The following is a 21,685-nucleotide window of genomic DNA, read 5'->3' on the forward strand; positions in this document are numbered from 1 at the left end:
AAAGCGAAGGAAGAGCCGAAGCTCCTCCCTCGCCTAGACTACATGATTAAACCATCTTGCGCATCGATACCGGTGGAGTCGGCATCTTCTGGGGCGGTCCCGATTGAATCGGGCCTGTGCCTGGGGCGGTCGTCGATGGAGCGCTCGTCGCGCCTTGGTCGTTCGACTTTGACGTGGTTTGCATCAGGGCGAGAATTGCCTTCAGCGTGCCAAGGCTTTCCTCGTGAACCTTCAACGACTTCCCAAGCGTGTCACCCACGCCGCCCAAGGCATCCATGTGCTCGTCATGCTGAGCTTGCTGGACCGCCGCGATGTTGCGACTTCCCGAGCCGACGGGTTTGGCAGACGAACCACCGAAACCGAACGGTGAGTCCGCCGGACTGCTCCCTGTCGAAGCCGCCGGAGCTGACGACGTCGCCGAACCGGACGAAGCTGAAGCGGTGGAAGCCGTCGACGGTGCACTGCCTCCGGTCGATCCACTGGACGTGTCGGAAGCTGGAGCGGCGGGCGGAGTGCTTCCCGAACCGGATGCCGGAGCCGAACCGCCAGCGGCCGAGGTCTGTGCAGCCGAGGTACCGTCTGACTTAGCGTCCGTCTTTCCTGCAATGTCGGTCGGGACGAGCTTTCCGTCCTGAGCCTGCTTGAGGTAGAACTGATACTTCGACTGTCGATCGTTCAGGCCGTTGAGACCCCCGTTGACACCGAGCGTCGCCGTTCGCACGTCACCGTTCTTACCTGCCGCCTTCACGTTCTCTTGCCAGAATGCGATCGCTAGCTTTGCCGCCGTATTCGGTTCGGACGCGAGGTCCGGATTGTTGATCAGGTCGACCCCGATCTTCTTTCCGAAGTGAGCGTAGTTGGCCTTGCCCGTCAGCTGGATAACGCCGCGACCGCGATACTTATAGCCATCGTCGGCATCGCTGTTGCCGAGACGACCGCCGTAGGCAGCATCAGCGATTGCTCGCTCGCCTCCGGCGACCGCCTCCTGTGCGGCCTGCATGGTCGGAAAATGCTTCGGCCCGAACACCTTCATCAGGTTGCCCGCACTGTAGTGCAAGTTTTCCGTGAGCGACTTGAACCCGCCACTCTCATGGTCACACTGCGCCATAAGCATAGCCTGCTCTTCGGGCTTCGTGATGCCGGCCGCGACCATCGCTTTGAGAAGGGCATTCTTGATTGCCTGAGCGCTCGCTGAATACTTCTTCTCAACCCAGTTGCCCGCTGACTTCACGCCAGAGACAATGGCACCGCCGACCTTGGTGTTCTTGAAGGCGTCGTATGCCTTGCCCGCAGCGTTGCCGATCGAAGATGCAACGTTACTGACCACGTTCTTCGCCGAGTTGAACGCGTTGCTCGCCCAGTCCTTGACGCTCTTCCATCCCTCCCCTGCCTTATCGGCCAAGTAGTTGGTCCAGCCCTTGCCACCGTCACCCTCCTTCTTTTCGTCGGACTTCTTCGAGTCGGCTTTCGGCTTGTCTTTCGACACGCCGGTGCCATCGTTCAGCGTCTTGGCCTTGTCCTTGCTCTTGCCATCGAGGAAGTCGAGCGCTGCCTGCACGGACTTTTGATCCGTGTTCATCGCGTAGCCAGGCCACGGGGATTGCGTGACCTCCCGCACCGACTTGCTATCTGGCGTGCGCGTCCCGACGATCGCCTTAGCAATCTGGGCTGCGAGGACGGGTTCGAGCATGTCCTCCGAACGACCCGTGAGCTTGCCGACCATGGTGGGTCCGCCGCTCAGTCTCGACATCGTGCCGAGGTAGTTCAGGTAGGTGGGCAGGAAGCGCATGTTGAACCACGCGTTCCAGGTGTAGGCCTGGTTATTGTGGTGGCCCACAACACCAAACTGCGCGCCAAACTTTTCCTGAAGCTGTGCGGGATCGCCGTTGAACTGCGCGGCATCGTTGGTCACGCGGACGGACTTGAAGGTCTCCGCTTCGAGCGCACGCAGGAGCGCACACTTGTCGGCATCGAGGTCCTTCAAACCGTACGTCCGGTAACGCACGCCCGTGAGCGTTTCTACCTTGCCCGGCGTTTGACCGGGCTTTGCGAGCGCCGGGTCGATTGCATAGGACGCAGTCGACTTGCCGCCAACGCCTGTTTCGGACGGTTTGGCAGTACCAATACCCAGGGCCTGAGCTACAAGCGCTTTCGCCTTGTCCTGCCCGGCCTCCTTCGGCTTCACGTCATCCGCCGTCTTTCCCGCCAGCGCACCAGCCGCAGCGGCACTCGCGACAACGCCCGCGGTTCCCTTGTCGCCGTCTTTCTTCCCCGCGTCCTTATCGATTTCGGCAGCAACTTCCTGCGTGATCTTCTGGACATATTCCGGACCTGCTTGCAGGCTCGGCTGATCCCAGAACGGCGACGCGGAGACGTAGTACGGACCTTGCGGCCACTTTGACGCCTCGAAGTACTTCTTCTTCTCGTCGGACTTGAGCTTCTCGTCGACCTCCCCGAGCTTCGCGTTAGCATTCGCCGTCTGAAGTGCCGTCATGTGCTTCAAGAAGACCGGACAGAAACGACCCCTGAACCACTGTGCAAAATTCGCACACTGCTGGTTGTCCTTCAGGTCCAGATCGAAACCTTCGGCGAGCTCCTTCGGCTTCTGCAACTCAGGCACCGCCTTCGCGTCGATGCTGGCTTGTCCATTCTGGAAAACGACGCCCTTTATCAGTTTGTCTTCAAGACCAAACACCGCCTGCAGATACGACTTCTCCTGCTCCTTCGTGAAACCGTACTGCGCGAAACGCAGGGCAGAGAGCGACCCAAGCCTTTTCTTCGTCAGCGCCTTGTAGCCCTTGTAGAGGCTGTAGCCCAACAAAGCAGCACCGGCGATACCGAGACCGACCGGACTCAGCAGCGCAGCGCCCAGCATCCCGGCGCCGGTGGCAATTCCCGACAACACCGTTGCTCCGCCTGCGACCAGGGCGCTACCTCCCGTTGCGCCAGCGAGAAGACCCGCACCCTCAGCACCGGTCAAGGCTGCCGCACCCAGCCCGGCTTCGGCTGCTCCCAGACCCGTTGCCGCTGCTGCGCCTTCTGCGCCAACAGTTGCCGCGCCTTCCAACCCGGCAGACAACGCACCGCGGCCAAGGAGACGTCCCATTCCGCTTCTCAGGACGTTCTTCGCGCCTCCGAGCATCCTGCCTACACGACCGGCACCCGGAATGCGCTTGAGTAGCCGCTTCGCCTTATTGAACATCCCACCGCCGCCACCGATGCTGTCGCTCTCGGAATCCTGAATCGCGGCTTTCATCGCGGCGTACATACCCGCGATCCTTCCGTCTTTCGCCAGCTCGGGTGGCAACGACGAACCACTCAGAAATTTGGCGACGCGATTCAGTCCCAGCGAACTCGCCATACCGCCGAGCATGTTGCCGGCGCGTGACAAGCCAGGCGCGATCTTGCTGATGGCCTTGCGGATGAACCCCTTGCCCGCAGTCGCCTCACCGGCTTCCTCCGACTCTTCTTCGTCCTTCTTCTTGAAGCGATCCGTCAAGCCCTTGATCGCATCCTTGATTTTGGACAAAGCAGCGCCCATCCCGGTTTCACCGGCCTTGCCGTCGCCCGCGGGAAGTTTCTTCTCGTGCTCCTTCTCTTCCCAGGAGCCCTTGACGAAGCCCTCTCCGTCATCGCCCAAGAGACGCTTCTTCGGGCGCGGTAAGCGCTCGGTGAGGATGTCGCGGATCTCGGTGAGACGGTCGATCATGGTCCGGGAGCCTGCAAAGATAATTCCGTCCTTGCCCAGCCAATTCTCGAACCAGTTACCCAGTGCCTTGAAGGGTGCAGAGACGAATGTCTTCGCCATCTCGAAGCCCTTCGACAGAGCACGGCCCGCCATCGCGAACGGCTTCCTCGCCAAGTCAAGGAGCTTCGCAAGCGGCGTCTTCATTGGCTTCCCGTTCCGGTCCACAAGGCCTTTTGCCAGATCCTCTTTTGTCAAGACCAACTTGATGTTGTTCTTGTCGCTGATGTCTTCGACCGGGCCATCGATGAGACTGGGACGGGTGATCAGCGTCCCCTTGAGTTGGGACCGATACGCGCCCCCGCGCATCATGATCGCAAGCATCACGGGGTCGTCCTTACCCTTGACGTAGATGTCGACGGGCTGGTCAAGAAGGTCCATGCCCTTCTCGGCCAACTTGATCCCGTGCTCAATCACCTTGGGGACGAGTCTGAATACACCTCCGGCGATACTGTCGTATGCGCCTCTCAATCCCTTCCATGCCGCGCCCAGCGCCGAGATTGCCTTGACGCCTATCTTGCTCTTGCTGTACGCGCGACCGATGTCCTTCGCCTCAAGAACGATGTTGTCGTTGTCGAAGATGTCTTCGACGTCGCTCGTGATGTCCTTGTAAGACTTGATGATGTTGCCGGTCGCCTTGTCGCGGTAGTGACCTGCGCGCATCTTCCATGCGAGGAGGGCCGGCTCTTTCGACCCGGGAAGGTAGATGTCGTCGAAGCTCTTGGCGTAGCTCAGCGCCTTCTTGCCGCCGCCTGAGACGGCGTCGAGACCCGACTTACCCCAGCCCTTCACCTTGTGGAACATCGGCGAAGGACGTTTCCACCAGTCCCAGGCGCCCTGAAAGCCACCCTTGACCTTGTCGAGGCCCCACTTCCCTGCGCCGGCGGCTGCACTGCCAAAGTCGCCGACGGTCCACGTCAGCAGATTCTTCGAGCGTCGAACGCCACCTCCATCGGCGTCACCCATGTGAGTTCCAACGCCCGAGCGACGATGACGGACATCAATACCTTCCTCGACCTTCTTTTGAATCGCGAGTAGAGTTTCATGGATCTTCTCCGAGATTGATTTGCTGCTGCTTTCCTTGATCGCCTCGATGATCGGTTTCTGGTCGCAACAGTCCTTGACCCCCGTTTCAGCCGACTTCCGACCACCGATGTTCAGGTGGTGCTCAGGCGTCGTTTCTGCCGGGTCGTCGGCTTCGTCGAGCGCGCGCAGCCACTCGTCAAAGCCGTCCGGCTCGTGACGACGCGCCGCGTTCCAGTTCATCGCTCCCAGCGTCTGCGCAGACGGACGATGACGCGCAGTCGGTGTGAACGCACGGCGGGGTTTCTTGCGAGGTCCTTGACCCTTGACACGCTTGGCACCGCGGTGACGTGACGCCATTGACGCATGGATGCCGTGGCTACTACCACCGCCCATCGGACGAACGTTGCCGCCGGCGTAACTCGCTGCCGGATTGAACGTGTCATGCAGGTAGTAGTCCATCAGCTTGTCGAGATCCAGCCGGCCGTTCTTGACCAGACCGGTCTGCATGACCACGTCCAGCATGCCGCTGCTGATCATGTCCTGGATAGCGGCGCGAGGATCCCCCATGCCCGAACCAAGATCGGCGAACCGCGCTTGGAAGCGCATCTGTTTGCCGCCGTCGTGGTCGTCCTTGAAGTAGTTCTCGAAGAGCTTGGCGAACGTGCCCGCATGTTCCGCATTGTCACCGCCATAGCTGAAAACATCGCTATAGCGCTTCGCGGACCCTGTCCGGTTCGTCAGGTTGTCCTGCATCATCCGGCGCAGGAGTGCCTTACGCTGCTTCTTCGTGAGCTGAACCCCGCTTTCCTTCTCCAGGTGATCGACCAGGTTCTTGCCCTTCTCGTGCACCCAGGCTTTGTCTTCCTTTCGCACCAGTGAGCCGAACGCGTTCTTCGCCATCTCGCTCTTGCTATGGAACGAGTTCCGGGTGTAGTCGTACGTGGTGAGTTCGGTCTTCGCGTCGCCCGTGCGCAGAATCTGCAGCTCACGGTAGATGCGTGCCAGATAGCCCGGAATGACTTCCGTCAGTGACTTGCGGGCGAGTCCGTTGAACGGCGCGGGATCCTGAAGGTTGCGCAGGTTGTCGACGTGCATCCCGGTTTCGACACCGTTTGACGCGCGGATCTGATCCTTCAACCACCGGATGCCTCCACCTACGAGCGGTACGTTGTCTCCGTGATCCGAGTGCGCCCATTCGGTCAGGTGTTGCGGTGCGTTACCGGCGTAGTACTGAGCCTTGTTGCCGTACTTGTCAATCTTGTCGCCAAGGCGTGTCCCTTTGAGCTTCTTCCCGACCCAGCGCCCGGCCTTTGCACCAAGGGAGTCCGCCACCATACCACCGGAGAATTCGCCAGCCATTTGTGACTTGCTGGGACCACCTTCACCCAGCATGTCGCTTGCGTCGGCGGCCATGTCAGCAGCGCCCAGGGCCATCTGCGCACTACCCGCGAAGCTCGACAGACTGGCGGTCAGTTGCTTCTGAATCCGGTCTGTCAAGTTGCGCATGAACGCCGAGCGCTGACCGAGGACCATCCCGCCCACATTGCCGAAGAACTTGTTCCTCGCGAGGGTCGGCCAGTCTTCGCGCATCTTGATCTTGAGCACGTCTGGAAGCGCAGTGTTCTTCTGGATGTTCTCCAGCAATTCGCGATTCCGTGCTCCCTGTGCCTTCTGCTCCGCCAACGAATCCATGGCGACGAAGTAGTGGCGGTACTGGATCTCGAGCGACTTGCGCTGGAAGTTGACCGTCACTCGATCCTGGTAGTCCGCCAGACGCTGCAACGCGATGCGCATCGAGTTGAGCTGCCCCAGCTGGTTATTGGAGCGATTATTGTCGATGTTCTTCTGGATGTCGGATTCGGCCTTGTCTTCTGCGCGCTGTTGCGCGTTCGTCTCAGCCTGGAACTTGAAAATGTCGCCGAGTGTGGACTGAAGCGCCGCGTGGCGCGACGCCTCTTCCGAGATACCCGTCGAGCCATTGTCGGCCGACTCCGACCAGGATTTGAGGCGCTGCTGGACCTTTTTCGGCAGAAATTTTTCAGTCGTCGGGAGCAACTTATTGGTCGCGCGCTTCATGTCGTTGAGAAGCGGACGGACCTCTTTGACGGACGAATTGTATAGAGTCCGCAGGGACGCATTGGTCTGATCTGCCATGTCGAGGGCTGTTCCATAGCCCGTCGGCAAGGCCGATTTGACGGTCTTCTTGATGAACGAGCTGCTCCGGGCCGAGTCCCAGACGCCGCTCACCGCACCCTTCCCGAAATCCATTGCCGCTTGGGTCGCGGGCTTCCGGTCGTCCTTCTTCTTAGCCTTCGGTGCTGAAGCGTTCCAATCCGACGCGAAGTCGAGATCTTCGTCGAAGCCAAAGTCGTCGACTGCGGAGAGCTTCCTTTTCTTGGCCATACGCGACTCCAAAAAAATAGGGCCGCGGAACATCGCGACCCCTCATAGATTTCCCGTTTTTAAGTAGGAACACTAAATGCCACAGCGTTCTGCGATTCCTTTCAATCTGAGCTTGCTCGAACTCACGCCAGCCAAGTTGCAAGGGCTGAAGCCCGTGACCTCACTCGCCTTCTTCGACGGCAATAGCAACAACTTTGCGGAAGACGGCCTGTTCTCCGTGAGCATCTTCGGCAAAGTCGGCGACGAGAAGCGTTCGCAACGCTTTTCTTTCATCGACATTCGCGTGCCGATCTTTCATCCAGTGATCTTCCGCGCGCTCGTCAGCCTGAAGCGCTTGTACGGCGACATCATCTCGGGTGCCGAATACGCCGTGTGGAATCCGGAGATCCGCGACTTTGAACGCAGCGATCCAGTCAACGGCAAGACGGGCTTTCAGTTCTTCGTGTCCAACTGGAAGAACATCGCCTTCGAGAAAACGAAGAGTGACACGCGCGAGCAGAACATCCTGCTCATCGAGAAGTTCAAGGAAAAGGGACTGACGTCGAGGATCGTAGTGATGCCCGCTGGCATGCGCGATCTGGAGATTGGTCCAGATGGTCGGGTGCGTGAGGACGAGATCAACACGATCTACCGGGAGCTGATCGCCAAATCGAATAGCGTAACCGACTCGGCGCTGCGCACGAACCCCGAGATCATCAATACGGTTCGCTACAGCCTGCAGATGACCTTCAACAAGCTCTATGACTTGCTCGAGAGCATGGTAGAAGGCAAGCGCAAGCTTCTGATGGGCAAGTGGGCGAGCCGGCGTGTCTTTGACGGTACGCGAAACGTGATCACGGCGATGGACACCTCGGCGGCGTATCTCGGCGCGCCCGGCAACGTCGGTTTCAACAACACCGTGATCGGCCTGTATCAGATGCTGAAGGCCGCTCGACCGGTGGCTGTCTATCACATCCGCAATGGCTTTCTCCAAAAGGTCTTTCCGGGTGCTGGGATGGCTGCGAAGCTCGTCAACAAGAAAACTCTACAGGCGGAGCCGACGCAGTTGAAGGTGGACTACTTCGACCGCTGGATGACGAGTGAAGGGATCGAGAAAATTCTGACGGCGTTCGGTGAAGAGGATCTGCGCCACAAACCCATCGAGATCGACGGCAAGTATCTGGGCCTCATCTACCGGGGCCCGGACATGACGTTTCGCTTCATGAACAGCATCGACGAGCTACCCGAGGGTCGCGACAAGAAAGACGTCTCGCCGATCACGTTTTGTCAGCTGCTCTACCTCTCGACCTATCGTGAGATGGACCGCCTGCCCCTTTTTGTCACGCGTTACCCGATTACGGGTATCGGCTCGATCGTGCCAAGCAAGGCGCACGTTCGCACGACGGTGCTTTCCGAACGACGCAAGGAACTGGGTCCGGACTGGAATCCGCTGGGCGACGACTACGTGGCCTACGAGTTTCCTGTCGACGGTGGCGCATTCATCAACTCACTGGTGCCGCACAGCTCCAAGCTGGGCCTGATGGGCGCTGACTTCGACGGCGATACGTCCTCGGGCAACGTCACCTACACCGACGAAAGCATTCAAGAAGTTGATGAGTTTCTCGCCAGTCGTCGCGCCTATGTGGGCACCGACGGCCGAGCGCTTGCAAGCGTAGCAGTCTCCACAGTGAACCTGGTGCTGCACAACCTGACCGGGGATTAAACAAGATGTTCCTGTACGAATACTTCTATCGACGATACGGCGTGCGCCGCACCGCACAGCTGATTCAACCGCCCCTTCCGGGCATGGATCAACTGGCGCTGCCCAAGCGCAGCCTGTTCCACTTCATGGGCGGCGGTCCGCTCGACAGCGGTCCCGACTCAAACCAGATCGAGTTTCGTGGCATCACGAAGCCGATCGTCGTCTCGCACGTCTTTCAGCAAAGCGCGAATCAGGGCAACCCGCGCCTCGTCCGGACTTCGACCCCATTGCTCTCTTCGCAGTGGTTCCAGAAGCATCGGCGGTACAAGAAGATCGTGAACTTCGAGACGGGCACGCGGGACGACAACACGCTGGCCGTGATGAACTATGCGTTCCTGTGGCGGATGTACCGCTACCCGCGATCGTTGTTCGCCAACTTCTATCAGTGGCACAACATCGCGGAGACGCTCTGGAGCCAGGTGGGCGACATTGCTTCGCGCTCCAATCGGCATCAGTTCATTCCGATCACCTTGCCCAAGATCCTGCCGTGTCTGGCTGATCTGAAGGTCGGCGAGATGAGCGGCATCAACCAGCGACTCATCAAACGTTTCAATTCGCACGAAGCGCTGATGATCCTTGAGATCTGGAAGTGGCTCGGCGAGAACCGCAAGTCGTCGATGCTCTCTCACGTGAACGATGCGAACATCGGTCGTGTCAACCTTCTGTTCGAGGAAAGCGGCCGTTGGTTCGTGGTGAACCTCGCCACGCTCAACGGCTGGCGGATTGCTACGCCGTCTGAGCTGGAGGCCAATCCGGACGCGAATCAGCACGGGTACCCGCCTGCTCGCATGCAGCGTTTCTTCCTGCGTATGCTCATGTCCCTGATGGAAGTCCGCACTGCCGCAGCACCTGAAGTCATGGCTGAGAGCGATAGCGCGGTGCCGGCCACGGGCGAAACCCCCCAGGAACCGACCAACGTCGTGGATTCGGTCAATCCGACCACGGGCGAGATCACCAAGACGGTTCAGCAGCCGAGCGAGGTACCAACCTACTTCCAGGTGCCGAAGCAGCTGGATGCGGATCTCGATGATGAAGACGGTGACCGAACCAAAACCATGCGCGTGGTCGCAGCGCTCAAGCATGAAGACGATGCACCGGATGAGCGCGGCACTGACATCCATCGCGATATGGAGTTGGAGAAGCAGATCGACGCGGATCTGGACCAGCTCGAGCACATCGCGAATCTGAGCGATCCGGAGGAAGAGACACGCACGGAAGCGGTGATCGAAGCGCCGGTCACACTCAGTCCCGAAGGCGCCGTGATGAAGATCTGTGATCGGCTCGCCGAGCAGGGAATGCTGAGTGCCGGCGAACACCGTCGCTATCAAGCGCTCTCGCAGGCGTACAAGAAGATCGTTGCACCGGACGGCAAGTCGACGCTGGGTGACTTTTCGCAGGTTGCGAAAGAAGACGTACACATTCCGGAATCGCCAGCCCTACCCGATGTCGCAACGGTGCCGGACAAGACGATGCTCAAATCGTCGCTCATGGTGTTCGACTCACATTACATCAAGAAGGTCATGCAGAAGGATGTCGCCAGCATGGTGCTCAACCTTCAGCAGGCCGGCCTCTGCGTCACCGGCTACGAGGTCGAAGACGTCGATGATGTCATGGGCGAATACAAGATCTACACCGTGCGCGTGACACCGGTCGATGGGACACAATCGACGTTCCGATTCCGGCTGCCAACAGTAGCTGAAGACGGTACGTTCACCAGCAACGGTGTGAAGTATCGCGTGCGAAAGCAGCGAGGGGATTAAAACATGTATGGTCCCCGTGTCGTAGAAATACGGCACAAGAAAACCTATCTAATTGCGGGAACCCGCCTAGACCCAACAACTACCACCTACGCGCGGAAACGCAGCGTAGCACCTGTAGGGTAATCATCCAAACAGGAATGGTGAAAATGTTGTTGGGTGGCGCAACCGACGCAGCGAAGCTCCTAAGTACCCACGGTATATGGAGTGTGCTCAGAGGCCATCGAAAGCTACGACGCAAGGCGTCTAACGACACCTGTATAAAGCCAGGTGGTCACCTCTCGGTGATTCAAGCGAGTAGAGTAGGACGTCGCAAGACATCCGAAAAGATAGGCACCCTACCCTCGAATCGAGGCGGGTGAAGATATGGTCCACCTTGGATGGGGTGCTTCCCATCCGAAAGATCGGTCCGGACATCGTGGCGCTCACGAGCTACTACGGCAAAGTGTTTGTCTCTCGGTCGCCGAAGCGCGTGAACGACTACGGGACCTGGTTGTGTAACTCGATCCGCGCGATCGGGCTCGAGAAAGGCAGCAGCTTGCTCGGGAACATGCACATGGCGGATGTGTTCGACAATTTCTTCCCGTGTCCTCGGCTCTACAGCATCTTGGCGATGTCGTTCCGTGGATTCACGCTGGCGGGGTTCGAGTGGAACTTCGATCACAGCAAGCGTGCGGCGTTGTATGGCGAGGAGATGCTGAAGGTCTACGAGCGTGACGGGATTGTCATTTGTGGCAAGTCGATGAAGGATCCGAAGTCCTTCCTTCTGATGGACGCGAAAGGTGCGCTCTACCATGCCACGTTTGGTCAGCGTCATCTGCCGCTCGTGCTGCCGAGCATCGAAGAGATGTTGCAGCTTGAGCCTGCCAAGGCGCCTGTCGACTTCGCCGAAGTGAAAGTGTTGGGACGCACGATCCCGCTGGGTGTGGTGCTCGGTTACGAAATGGGTCTCGAGCGTCTGATGAAGCTGCTCAAGGTCGAACCTCGCCGCGTACCGGCAGGGCAGCGCGTCAATCTGCAGCCGAACGAATACAGCCTGGTCTTTTCGGACGAGACACTCGCGTTCCCGCGTGACAGGACGTTCGCCTCGATGGTGCTCGCGGGCTTCAACGAGTATCACCGCAGCCTGCGGACATACAACGTTCACGAGTTCGACCGGCGCGGCGTGTACCTGAACCTGTTGGAGTCGGCTGGCGCATCGACGCGCTATCTGCGCGAGATCGATCTTCAGTATCAGCTTTTCGTTGACCCGATCACGCGCGAGCTGCTCGTCGACATGAAGGAGCCCACGGACTATCAGAGCCTGCTACTCAAGGCCTGCGAGATGCTGCTCACTGACCATCACCCGGACGAACTCGATTCGCGCTACATGCGGATCAAGGGCTACGAGCGGATGGCGGGTGCTGTCTACTCGGAAATCGTGCGTTCCATTCGTGTGCACAACGGTCGTGCGGGCAAATCGCGTTTGCCGATTGACCTGCACCCGTTCCAGGTCTGGAAGAACATCACCCAGGATCCGGCAAAGATCCAGGTGTCGGAAATCAATCCGATCCAGAACCTGAAAGAAATGGAAGCGGTGACGTACTCGGGTGTTGGTGGTCGAGGTTCGCGCAGCATGACGAAGTCGACCCGTGCCTACCATCAGAACGACATGGGCACGATCTCGGAATCGACCGTCGACTCTTCGGACGTCGCAATCAACACCTACACCAGCGCGGATCCGCAGTTCACCTCGCTGCGTGGCGTCTCGCGTCCCTATGACGTGAAGAAGTCGGGCGCAACGGCTCTGCTTTCGACGTCGGCGCTGTTGTCACCGGCGGCTGATCGCGACGATCCGAAACGGGTGAACTTCATCGGCATCCAGCAGAGTCACGGCATCGCCTGTCGCGGCTACAAGCAGGCAGCGCTTCGCACGGGTTACGAGGGCGTTATTGCTCATCGTGCAGGTGACTTGTTTGCAGTGACTGCGAAGAAGAGCGGCAAGGTGCTATCCGTCAATGAGCACGGCATGCAGGTGCAGTACGAAGACGGTGAGATTCAAGGCATCGAGCTCGGACGCCGTTACGGCAACGCCGCCGGTCTCGTGGTTCCGCACCAGGTCAACACGAACATGAAGGCCGGGCAGACGTTCAAGCCAGGCACTCTCCTCTCCTACAACGACGGCTTCTTCGAGCCGGACGTGCTGAATCCTGACAGTGTTGTCTGGAAAGCCGGGATCACGGTGAAGACTGTGTTCATGGAGGCGATGGTGACGCTCGAGGACTCCTCGGCGATCTCGAGAGAGGTCTCGGAACTGCTGACCACGCAGTTGACCAAGGTGCGGACCGTCGTCGTCAACTTCGACCAAGAGATCCACAAGCTCGTAAAACCGGGCAGCGTTCTGGGCTCCGAGGATATTTTATGCGTCATCGAGGACGCCGTGACAGCGGGCAACCGTCTGTTCGACGAGGAGTCTCTTGACACGCTGCGTGTGCTCAGCGAACAAACGCCCAAGGCGAAATCCGCGGGTGTCGTTGAGCGTATTGAGGTCTTCTACCACGGGGAGCTGGAGGACATGTCGCCTTCACTCCAGAAGCTCGCGGCCACATCCGATGCGGCCATGATCAAGCGTTCGCGCTCCGTGGGTAAGAAAGGCTACACCGGCAGCGTCGACGAAAGCTTCCGCGTCGAAGGCACACCGCTTCAGTTGGACACCGCAGCGATTCAAATCTACCTCACTGCGGACGTGCCGGCTGGCGTGGGTGACAAGGGCGTGTTCGGCAACCAGTTGAAAACGGTGTTTGGTCAGGTGATGGAGCGTGAGCTGAGAACGGAGTCCGGACTGAAGGTCGATGCGATCTTTGGCGCGAAATCCGTTGCAGACCGGATCGTGTCGTCCCCGGAACTCATCGCTACTACCACGACCTTGCTCGATGTGATCGGCCAGAAGGCCGTAGAACTCTACCGGTCGTAGACCCCACGGACAAACGGCGGACCTTCGGGTCTGCTGTTTGTTCAAGATTTATTCAGTCCTGCTGATAGGAATTTTCATGAAATCCAGAGAATCTGAAAAGACGCTCGTGACGCTCGCGAATGCCACGACTCTCGTGCGCACCATCGTTCAGGGCGTCCTCGGCAACGACGCCGCAGACACCTTCGGGGGCGCGCCGCTCACAACGGATGTGATCAACCAAATCGCCCAGGCCAAGTTTCAGGCTGCGGTGCAACCCTACCTGTAAAAGGACGCGAAGACCATGTTGAACGAGAAAGTCCTGATGGCTTCGCTGCCGTTGACTGAGCGACTGGACGCGCGCGGTCTCGCGCTGTATCCGGTTTCGGGTACGCCGCTTGACGCGCTGTGCTCCTCGACCCGCTCGGACTCGGCCCTTTTCATCGCTGCCAACGGCGACCCCCGTGCGCTCATCGGCAGCATCTGCACGATGGCCAACACGACCGACCCGATGATGCAGTGCTCCGAGCACGATGCTGTTCTCGACTCGATCGCCGAAACTGCGATCGCTGCGGTGAAAGGTCACATCGCCTTCGCCCGTACCATCGTGGCACCGGCGATCAACGATCTGTACGCCCGCGTGAAAGCATCGCTGGCGGAGGTCAATCAGTCGTCGCTGCTGGGCATGGAAGTCGAAGTGCTGCGCGAGCCGAAGCCGCTCGACAATGGCGCCCTGCAGAGCGCCGTGCGCAAATTCGACGGTCTGTCCTTCGACAGCCCCTCGCTCACGCTGCGCCTGCCGGATCTGTCGATGGATGAGATCCGTGAACTGATGCTCTCGGGCGGTGGTGGACTGGACGCCGACATCGCTGAATGGATGGCGGAAAAGGGAGATGACTTTTTCCGTTATGTCTGGGCGAGCCTCTTCCAGCAAACCTTCCCGCGTGACGGCGACCGCGTGCGTTCGTTCGGGGAATGGGTCACCGACCGCGCACAGGGCACGGACGTGGCACTGGCCGTCTTCCTGATCGCGCGCAAGCTGAGCGATGGCAAGCCGCTCGAAGGCACTGCAATGTCGCTCTCGAGCTATCAAGGCACGATCGTCGATTTCCGCAATCAGGCCGGCGCTGCACTCTGCCGTGCGCTGGACAAGATCGAGCGCGCGAGCAAGTCGGGTCAGCTGGTGCGCGACGTGGTCGGTACGAAGACGGTGGTGTACGAACCGGTCTATCGACGCTTCCTCGAAGAAGGCGGCACGAACGAGATGCTCTTCGCGAACGCGCTCGGGATTCCGTTTGCGACCTCGATCGAAGCAATCATGGCTCAGCGCGAACAGCTCGCCAAGCGCTGGAACACGCATGCGTCGATCACCCGCACCGCGGAATCGAACAAGCGCTTCAACATCACCAAGGATCTGCTCGATCTGCATTTCCGTGCACAACTCGCGGAAGTGACCGATGGCGAAGAAGCGACCGCGAACAACCGCGAAACCGTGCTGCGTCTGTTCAAGGAATGCCTCGCCAAGCTGCGCGAGAGCGACCTGAACGATCTCTACAGTGCATGCCTGATCCTCGTGTGCCGTGCTCGCTTCTTCAAGACGGACGCTGAACGCATCCTCGTCGGCATCGAGCAAGCAAAGTGCGAGAACCCGGACATCTCCGTGCGTGAAGCGGCAGCAGCCAGTGTCCTGAACTACATCGCTTACTGGGTCGGCACGCAACTTAAGGTAGTCGGCTAAGCGCGCATCTTTCTGTTTCTTGTGAGGACGTGATGGATCCGAAAACTCTTATCAGAGACCCTGAACGGGTCAAAAGCGCTCTCCGGGAAACGGAAGAAGGTCAGCTCATCGCCAAGGAACCGGTGAAGATCTACATTCCAACCCGGTTCGCTGAGCGAGGACTGGCCTCGATCGGGATCGAGACGTACATCTACGGCATCTATGCAATGACTGTCGAAGACAGCTATTACGCGGTGTCGTTGGTGAACGCACTCATCCGGATCGAACCCACCTCGATGATGAAGATCATGATCGACGAGGACGAATACTTCGAGTTCGAATTCGAGAAGGGCGCGGTGATTACACCGACCCTTGATCTCGTGAAGACCGACACGCTTGTGTACAAAGTCTACAAGGAGATTATCGAAGGCGGCCATACGCCTTGGTACCTAGGCTACAACGAGATGGCCCGGATCTTCGACACGGCGCGCTACCACGCCGGGGCAAACGTGGGCGGCAACCACGAAGTCACTGAGTTGCTTGTCTCGATCATCGCGCGCAATCCAAAGAACCGCCATGAGTACTACCGCACGACGGTCAACGACATGCGGGAGCTCGAAACCAACAAGCCGGTCTTCATTCCGCTGCGCTCAGTCGAGTACGCAGCGAGCAACACCCTCAGCAAGCTCGCGGGCAGCTACTTCAGTCGCGGTGTCGTCAGTGCTCTGGTCTCCCCCTCTGAGCGCGTCGAGCGACTGGACCAGCTACTGACAAGTTGAGCGGCAACCCTTTTCTTAGAACGAGAACCGCATCATGGGTAACAACTACATCCGCTTCGGTTTCACGGCGCTCAACGGCACGAACAAGGCTGGCGATCTGCGACCGGACGAAGACGGCTACTACGAGGTGGTGCTGGGTGGGCTGGATGTGTATAACTCCGCCGACCAGTTCTATCCGTACGAGCCCGCTAAGGAACTCTTCACCAGCTCCAGCCAGCTGATGCGACGCGTAGCCAACGGCGCGTTGCGCGGCGAATACGGGCATCCCAAGATGGTGCCGGGCCAGAGCTACGACTCGTACGCTCAGCGCATCCTGTCGATCTACGAAGGCGACGTGTCCCACCACATCAGGGAGATCACGCTGGACTTCGACCGCATCCGCGATCCGCAAGGCCGCAAGTGCATCGCGATCGTCGGTAAAGTTTGCCCGAGTGGTCCGAAGGGTGACGCGCTGCGTCGCTCGCTCGAGAACAAGAACGAGAACGTCTGCTTCTCGATCCGTGCCTTCACGCGCGACGATCAGGTCGGTCGCACGACGCACCGCGTGCTCAAGAATATCGTGACGTGGGACTACGTGAACGAGCCGGGCATTGCGATCGCCAACAAGTTCAAGTCGCCGGCGCTCGAGGAGATCGCCGAATCGATGTTCTCGCGTCGCCATCTGGAAGGTGCGCAGCGGGCGTCCGCACAAGGTATCGCTCAAGAATCGGTTCGCCTCAACGTTCAAGAGCTGTTCCAAGCTTGCGGATGGGCGTCGGACAACGGTAACAAGCCCGCCTACCTGAACTGGTAAGGAACTAACCGATGTGTCCCTGATGCGGAAGTTTCATGCTCGCGGAGCATGAGGGCGGCTGGTGGTGCTGCATGAACTGCGGCAACAACTGGAAGGAATAGTCGACGTACATACGCCAGCAGGGGTGACCTGCTGGCGCTTATGCCGTCTGCTTACCTGATTGAAACCGAAAACAAACACATATCACTAACTTGAACCTGGAACCCCAGAGTTCTAAAGGAATCTGGGGAATTTTTACGTCGGTAACCCCTTGTTATGGCTAGAACCAAACCGGAAATCAATTAGCTCTATGAACATGGAAAACCGCGATGAGATTCGCCTGCAATTCAAAGGCGAAGAGTATCTCGTGAAAACGCTCATTGGCCTGATGCGTCAGGCTCCCGTAATTGAAGTCAAACCCGAAGATCTGAATCCGATCGATCCGACAGGTGCCGACTCCCAGAATTTCGGTGTATGCTACGCGCCTGCTGCACCGGAGCTGCAATACGGGGAAATCGCCTTCTTCAAGCAGGAAGGCAAGTACACGGTTTTGCTTGGCAAGAGTTCCGTGCAGAAGGCGTTCGAGCAAGGCGCTGCTACCGTCAAGGGCCGCCTCATCTCCTCGCCAGGGCTGAAGAAGATTCGGATCATTACCAGCTCTCCCTCTGAAGTGGTTGTGCCATCCACGCAACAGATCCGCAGTTCGGAGTATTTCCAGCGCGACAACAGCAACAGACCCTATCGGAGCGAACGCCCGCCTCGGGAAGGCGCGCGGCCGTACTCCAATCGTTACAACCCGAATTCAAACGGCGCCGGCACGCGGAGGGACTTTCACAAGTCGTAATGGCTCGCCGCCTGTAATTCGCCTCCTAAAACCATCGCCCCGATACCCGGGGCCATAAGCATTATCACAAACGTAAAATAAGGAATCTGTAATCATGACCACGACCACCGACATCAAGTTCAAGCCGACCACGACGGAACTGTCCGCCGAGATCAAGAAGGAAATGAAGCTCGACCCGAAGACCGGCGTCGGTACCGTGACGGAAAACTGGTACGTCGACAACCTCGGTCGCGCGGTGCCGGAAGACATCAAGGCGAAGTACCCGGGCATCGAGGCCGACGTGGTACCGATCATCAAGGGCGTGCAGGATCACAACACGATGGTCGCGGCCGCCGCGGGCCTCGCGTTCGGCCAGCTCTCCGAGCACGTGCTGAAGAGCAACAAGGAAATCGAGCGCACCACGCTCGACCTGCCGACGATCGGCAAGGACGGCTTCGACTTCACGTACGACAAGACGCGCCAAGTTCCGGACCGCACGGCAGACGGCACGGTCGGCACGAAGACGGTTCACGGCTCGCTGCGCGTTGGCTATCGCACCTACGGCACGAAGAGCCGCGGCGAACTCATGAAGGTCAAGGAGCAGCTCGCGATCGACGCTGCGAAGGTGTTCGGCAGCTAAGCACTCTCAGCGGTATCGTTTCGAAGACGAGAAAACCCCTGCCTTCGGGCGGGGGTTTTTTATTTCCCCTTCTTTTGTTACTGCGAAGACGGCATGACTGAACAGCAAGACAAGGCATACGTCTACATCTTCCACAACCCTGAGACAGGCGATGTCAACGTAGGGAGTACAAAAGACGAAAAGTACCGCCAACGCAAACACCTTTCTGCGTTGAGAGGCGCTCGACACAGCAACTACAAATTTCAAAGATGCTACGCCAGGAAACCAAACTTCGAATTTGTGTCAATGGAAGTACCCGATCGGGATACCGCCCTCGCGCTCGAGCAATCGATCATTGACGAGTTTTACGGCTCACCATCCTTCTTGAACATTTCGAAAGACGCGGCTTACTGCAACGTGTGGCAGTCCCCTGCTTCAATCGAACGAATGCGCAAGGCACTGACTGGGCGAAAACTATCTGCTGAACATATTGAGAAGTCGCGCCAAGGACTTCTTCGCCTCAACAGAAAGATGAGCGCGGAGCAGAAGGAACGCCTGCGGGAATGCTTCAAAGGCATTCCTTTGTCTGCAGCAACGAAAGCCAAGCTCTCTATAAGCGGCAAGGCTCGATTCGACGATCCGCTAGAACGGCTGAAAATCAGCGTAGGCCATCGCGGTAAGCTTCTAAGCGCGGAACATCGCGCGAAACTCAGTCTTGTTGCACGCGGTCGAAAAGACACGGACGCGAAGAGGCTGAACATGCGACGCGGTAACGCATATCGATCAAAAAGCGTTCTAATCGACGGTACAACATACCGGACCTTAGCCGAAGCGGCGGAGGCACTCGGAGTGCACAAGACCACAATTACCAACCGTATCAAGGCCGGCCTGTACCAGGGGGCAGAACAACAGGATTCATCGATGCACCGCAAGATGACGATCTGGACAATACAGCTGTCCAAGTGGCGATTAGCACGAGAACTCGGCATTCATCTCATCGACTGTACCGCTCGCTCGGGCATTTCCGCGTTTGCCCCACTCTTCGACGACGTCATGGCGTACAAGCGCGGCGTGCTCAGTGAGGAGCAATACACCAAACGTTACCTCGCACGGATGCGTCACTCGCGACGGGAACAATCCAAGGAATGGGAACGCGTCAAAACCCTGCCGGAAAGGATCGCCCTCGCGTGCTATTGCAAGGCCGGGGTCTTCTGCCATCGCCATCTCTTCCGAGACTTGCTCAGCGACTATCTCAAGGACGCCCAGTTCGAGGTGAAGTGCGCGGGCGAGCTCATCTCCTCGATCCCTCCACACGTAAAAGCAGAAGCATGAATACGCTGGCAATCTTCGCAGGCTTCGCCCTCTTTCTTCCCTTCTATTTCTTAGTCGGGCTTTTCTGGCTCCGGTGCAATCCCGAAGTCGTTCGCATCATTCGGCGCACGGCCGGGAGCGACCTGGTGTTCACCATTTCCTCGCTTGTCTTGGCGATCCTGTGGCCGGTCTGGTCAATCTACATCGGCATGGCGTACATTCGCGGTATGCTGCGAATCATTCGTGAACAACGCGCGGTGAAGCACGATGAGTCACGTCCCGACGCCACTTGAGCACGCTGACTTTTTTAAGGAGCGCACATGAACGGTTTCATTCTCATCCTCTCGGTCGTCTGGCAGTTTACGCAAGGCGGACCTACCGGCGGGGCGGCCGCCAACTACACGACCGCGACGTTTGCTGACGAGTCTGCGTGCAAGAAAGCCGGCGAAGCGGCACGGGCGATGGTCTATAGAGAGTTTGCACGCGGGGCCAAGACCCCTCATGTAAATTTCATTTGCGTTCCCCAAGTGAGCAAATCCGAATGACCATACGCGTGGAAGGACAAATCGTTCCGACGTTGCCCGGACAAACCGCCCTGCTCTTGAAGTTGGACACGCAGCGCGGGATGACTGTCAACCAATCAGCTCTCCAGCGCGCACAAGGTCTACTGTCACGCCTGCCCGCTGTCATGATGAGCGGTGAAATCAGTCCGAACGTGGATGGATCGCTCGCGATGCAATGGGTGCGAAAAGACGACAAGCTCGATGTCGATTTGCGACTGAAGTGCTTGCCCTTCGGAGGCGTTCAATACGCGTACATCGTCGAGGGATCGGATGGCGGTCAAGCTGGAGGCATCCTGAAGCCCCACCAGTCCGACGACGAGGTTATCTGGATCGTGAGACATGTCGTTGCGATGCTGACGCCTTAGCCCCGCCCGGCCAACCCCTACGCCGCCGAACTAACGGCATAAAAGCCCAAGCCTCCTTGCGGGGGCTTGGGCCTTATGACGGTCCTTATTTTTTTGGCTGGAAACAGCCAAAATGACCTTAGGCGAGGATCGTGTCGCTCGGAACGGCCGAGACCGAGTCCTGAGCCGAGATCACCATATCCGCCGAGATGCTGATGCCGGTGCCGATCGCCGAGGTCGGGCTGACCTGGTTGACCGCGATCTGCGCGACTTCGTTCTGGTAGCCGGTCGTCGTTGCTGCGACGTTCGGATCGATCTGCTGAGCGAAGGCGTTCTCGGTGTACGGGTTCGCGTTTGCGATGCTGATCGACGTGAGCAGCTGCTGCGCGAATGCGTCGACGCCCAGTCCGTACTGGGCGATACCCGCGTACGTGATGTTGAGGTCGAGCTTGTCGCCCTGCGCCGTGATGTCACGCGAGCCAACGATGTCGCCCGTCGAGAGGGGGAACATGTTCGTCACGAGCCACGACTTCACGACACGGGTGTGCGTCGGATCCGGTTCGATGAAGATCATCGTGGCCGAATACATGTCAGCCAGCATGTCAGGCGGCGGACCGTACGTCGAGCCCGAACCGAGCGTCGCAACGTTCGCGAACTTCGTGTCCGGGTCCATCAGCAGGTTCGTGATCCAGCCTTGGTGGAACATCGAGACGGGCATGCCGTACTTTTCGTTCCACGTGAACTGCGGCTGCGAACGTTCGCGTGTAACGTTCACGACGTCCTGCTGCATGTTCCCGCCACCGCCGACCGGCGTTTCTGCCGTTTCGACCGTGAGGTGTGCGTTCAGACCTTCGATGCGAATCGCGTGCAGCTCAACCAACGCCCGCAGCGTGCCGACCCAAACGTCCGGGTTGGGCAGATACTGGAAGCCAAGCGGCGCTTCGATCAGCAAGCAGATCAGGTTCTTACGAATGTACTGCTGGTTGTTCACCCACTGCGTGTAGTTCGGGGTGAAGCCCATCTGACCGCCATACTGGAGGTCCACCATGGGGTTGTTGTGACCCTGCGCGAACGCTGTCGTGTTCTGCAGAATCGCGTTTGCGATACGACCCATGTTTCATTCTCCTGAAGGCCAGCCGGACCCACGCTCACGCGG

The 21,685-nt window shown here is 58.7% G+C and carries 15 protein-coding genes; 13 read left to right on the forward strand and 2 right to left on the reverse strand.

What is annotated here, in order from left to right; translation table 11 throughout:
• Positions 1 to 46 precede the first annotated feature (46 nt).
• On the reverse strand, positions 47 to 7,174 hold the full coding sequence (locus tag AWB81_RS09005) for a glycoside hydrolase family 19 protein (protein ID WP_062634346.1): 7,128 nt from the start codon (positions 7,172 to 7,174) through the stop codon (positions 47 to 49).
• 112 nt (positions 7,175 to 7,286) lie between these two features.
• Between AWB81_RS09005 and AWB81_RS09010 the strand changes: the two genes are divergently transcribed.
• The 13 genes from AWB81_RS09010 to AWB81_RS09070 all read left to right on the forward strand — a co-directional run bounded on the left by AWB81_RS09010 (position 7,287) and on the right by AWB81_RS09070 (position 20,550).
• Positions 7,287 to 8,876, forward strand: coding sequence for a hypothetical protein (locus AWB81_RS09010; RefSeq protein WP_144444108.1), 1,590 nt, complete (start codon positions 7,287 to 7,289; stop codon positions 8,874 to 8,876).
• 5 nt (positions 8,877 to 8,881) lie between these two features.
• Positions 8,882 to 10,675: a hypothetical protein gene (locus tag AWB81_RS09015; RefSeq protein WP_062634350.1), complete on the forward strand. Its 1,794-nt coding sequence runs from the start codon at positions 8,882 to 8,884 to the stop codon at positions 10,673 to 10,675.
• A 355-nt stretch (positions 10,676 to 11,030) separates the two neighbouring features.
• On the forward strand, positions 11,031 to 13,625 hold the full coding sequence (locus AWB81_RS09020; RefSeq protein ID WP_144444109.1) for a hypothetical protein: 2,595 nt from the start codon (positions 11,031 to 11,033) through the stop codon (positions 13,623 to 13,625).
• 76 nt (positions 13,626 to 13,701) lie between these two features.
• Positions 13,702 to 13,890 (forward strand): hypothetical protein, encoded by a 189-nt coding sequence (locus AWB81_RS09025; protein WP_062634354.1) that lies wholly within the window; start codon positions 13,702 to 13,704, stop codon positions 13,888 to 13,890.
• A gap of 15 nt (positions 13,891 to 13,905) precedes the next feature.
• Complete coding sequence (locus AWB81_RS09030) at positions 13,906 to 15,339, forward strand: hypothetical protein (protein WP_062634356.1); 1,434 nt, start codon at positions 13,906 to 13,908, stop codon at positions 15,337 to 15,339.
• Positions 15,340 to 15,371: 32 nt separating this feature from the next.
• Positions 15,372 to 16,097, forward strand: a complete 726-nt coding sequence (locus AWB81_RS09035) for a hypothetical protein (protein ID WP_144444110.1) — start codon at positions 15,372 to 15,374, stop codon at positions 16,095 to 16,097.
• 34 nt (positions 16,098 to 16,131) lie between these two features.
• Complete coding sequence (locus AWB81_RS09040; RefSeq protein ID WP_062634360.1) at positions 16,132 to 16,890, forward strand: S80 family phage morphogenetic serine protease; 759 nt, start codon at positions 16,132 to 16,134, stop codon at positions 16,888 to 16,890.
• 289 nt (positions 16,891 to 17,179) lie between these two features.
• The gene (locus AWB81_RS09045) at positions 17,180 to 17,713 is read left to right on the forward strand and encodes a hypothetical protein (RefSeq protein ID WP_062634362.1); all 534 of its coding nucleotides are present in this window, start codon (positions 17,180 to 17,182) and stop codon (positions 17,711 to 17,713) included.
• A 94-nt stretch (positions 17,714 to 17,807) separates the two neighbouring features.
• Complete coding sequence (locus AWB81_RS09050) at positions 17,808 to 18,332, forward strand: hypothetical protein (RefSeq protein ID WP_062634364.1); 525 nt, start codon at positions 17,808 to 17,810, stop codon at positions 18,330 to 18,332.
• 93 nt (positions 18,333 to 18,425) lie between these two features.
• The gene (locus tag AWB81_RS09055) at positions 18,426 to 19,643 is read left to right on the forward strand and encodes a DUF488 family protein, N3 subclade (protein WP_062634366.1); all 1,218 of its coding nucleotides are present in this window, start codon (positions 18,426 to 18,428) and stop codon (positions 19,641 to 19,643) included.
• A complete protein-coding gene (locus AWB81_RS09060) occupies positions 19,640 to 19,915 on the forward strand; it encodes a hypothetical protein (RefSeq protein ID WP_062634367.1) in 276 nt (91 codons plus the stop codon). Before AWB81_RS09055 ends, AWB81_RS09060 begins: the two co-directional genes overlap by 4 nt.
• Before the next feature lie 27 nt (positions 19,916 to 19,942).
• A complete protein-coding gene (locus tag AWB81_RS09065) occupies positions 19,943 to 20,167 on the forward strand; it encodes a hypothetical protein (RefSeq protein ID WP_062634368.1) in 225 nt (74 codons plus the stop codon).
• 8 nt (positions 20,168 to 20,175) lie between these two features.
• Positions 20,176 to 20,550, forward strand: coding sequence for a hypothetical protein (locus AWB81_RS09070; RefSeq protein ID WP_144444111.1), 375 nt, complete (start codon positions 20,176 to 20,178; stop codon positions 20,548 to 20,550).
• Positions 20,551 to 20,668: 118 nt separating this feature from the next.
• Here AWB81_RS09070 and AWB81_RS09075 read toward each other — a convergent pair whose 3' ends face one another.
• Positions 20,669 to 21,643, reverse strand: a complete 975-nt coding sequence (locus tag AWB81_RS09075; RefSeq protein WP_062634370.1) for a hypothetical protein — start codon at positions 21,641 to 21,643, stop codon at positions 20,669 to 20,671.
• Positions 21,644 to 21,685 lie beyond the last annotated feature (42 nt).

The organism is Caballeronia arationis (assembly GCF_001544975.2).
GTDB lineage: Bacteria > Pseudomonadota > Gammaproteobacteria > Burkholderiales > Burkholderiaceae > Caballeronia > Caballeronia arationis.

Bases quoted from the DNA above. Each gene is read 5' to 3' on its own strand.
- AWB81_RS09005 (WP_062634346.1), bottom strand. From the start codon at position 7,174: ATGGCCAAGAAAAGGAAGCTCTCCGCAGTCGACGACTTTGGCTTCGAC.
- AWB81_RS09015 (WP_062634350.1), top strand. From the start codon at position 8,882: ATGTTCCTGTACGAATACTTCTATCGACGATACGGCGTGCGCCGCACC.
- AWB81_RS09025 (WP_062634354.1), top strand. From the start codon at position 13,702: ATGAAATCCAGAGAATCTGAAAAGACGCTCGTGACGCTCGCGAATGCC.
- AWB81_RS09030 (WP_062634356.1), top strand. From the start codon at position 13,906: ATGTTGAACGAGAAAGTCCTGATGGCTTCGCTGCCGTTGACTGAGCGA.
- AWB81_RS09035 (WP_144444110.1), top strand. From the start codon at position 15,372: ATGGATCCGAAAACTCTTATCAGAGACCCTGAACGGGTCAAAAGCGCT.
- AWB81_RS09040 (WP_062634360.1), top strand. From the start codon at position 16,132: ATGGGTAACAACTACATCCGCTTCGGTTTCACGGCGCTCAACGGCACG.
- AWB81_RS09045 (WP_062634362.1), top strand. From the start codon at position 17,180: ATGAACATGGAAAACCGCGATGAGATTCGCCTGCAATTCAAAGGCGAA.
- AWB81_RS09050 (WP_062634364.1), top strand. From the start codon at position 17,808: ATGACCACGACCACCGACATCAAGTTCAAGCCGACCACGACGGAACTG.
- AWB81_RS09055 (WP_062634366.1), top strand. From the start codon at position 18,426: ATGACTGAACAGCAAGACAAGGCATACGTCTACATCTTCCACAACCCT.
- AWB81_RS09060 (WP_062634367.1), top strand. From the start codon at position 19,640: ATGAATACGCTGGCAATCTTCGCAGGCTTCGCCCTCTTTCTTCCCTTC.
- AWB81_RS09065 (WP_062634368.1), top strand. From the start codon at position 19,943: ATGAACGGTTTCATTCTCATCCTCTCGGTCGTCTGGCAGTTTACGCAA.
- AWB81_RS09075 (WP_062634370.1), bottom strand. From the start codon at position 21,643: ATGGGTCGTATCGCAAACGCGATTCTGCAGAACACGACAGCGTTCGCG.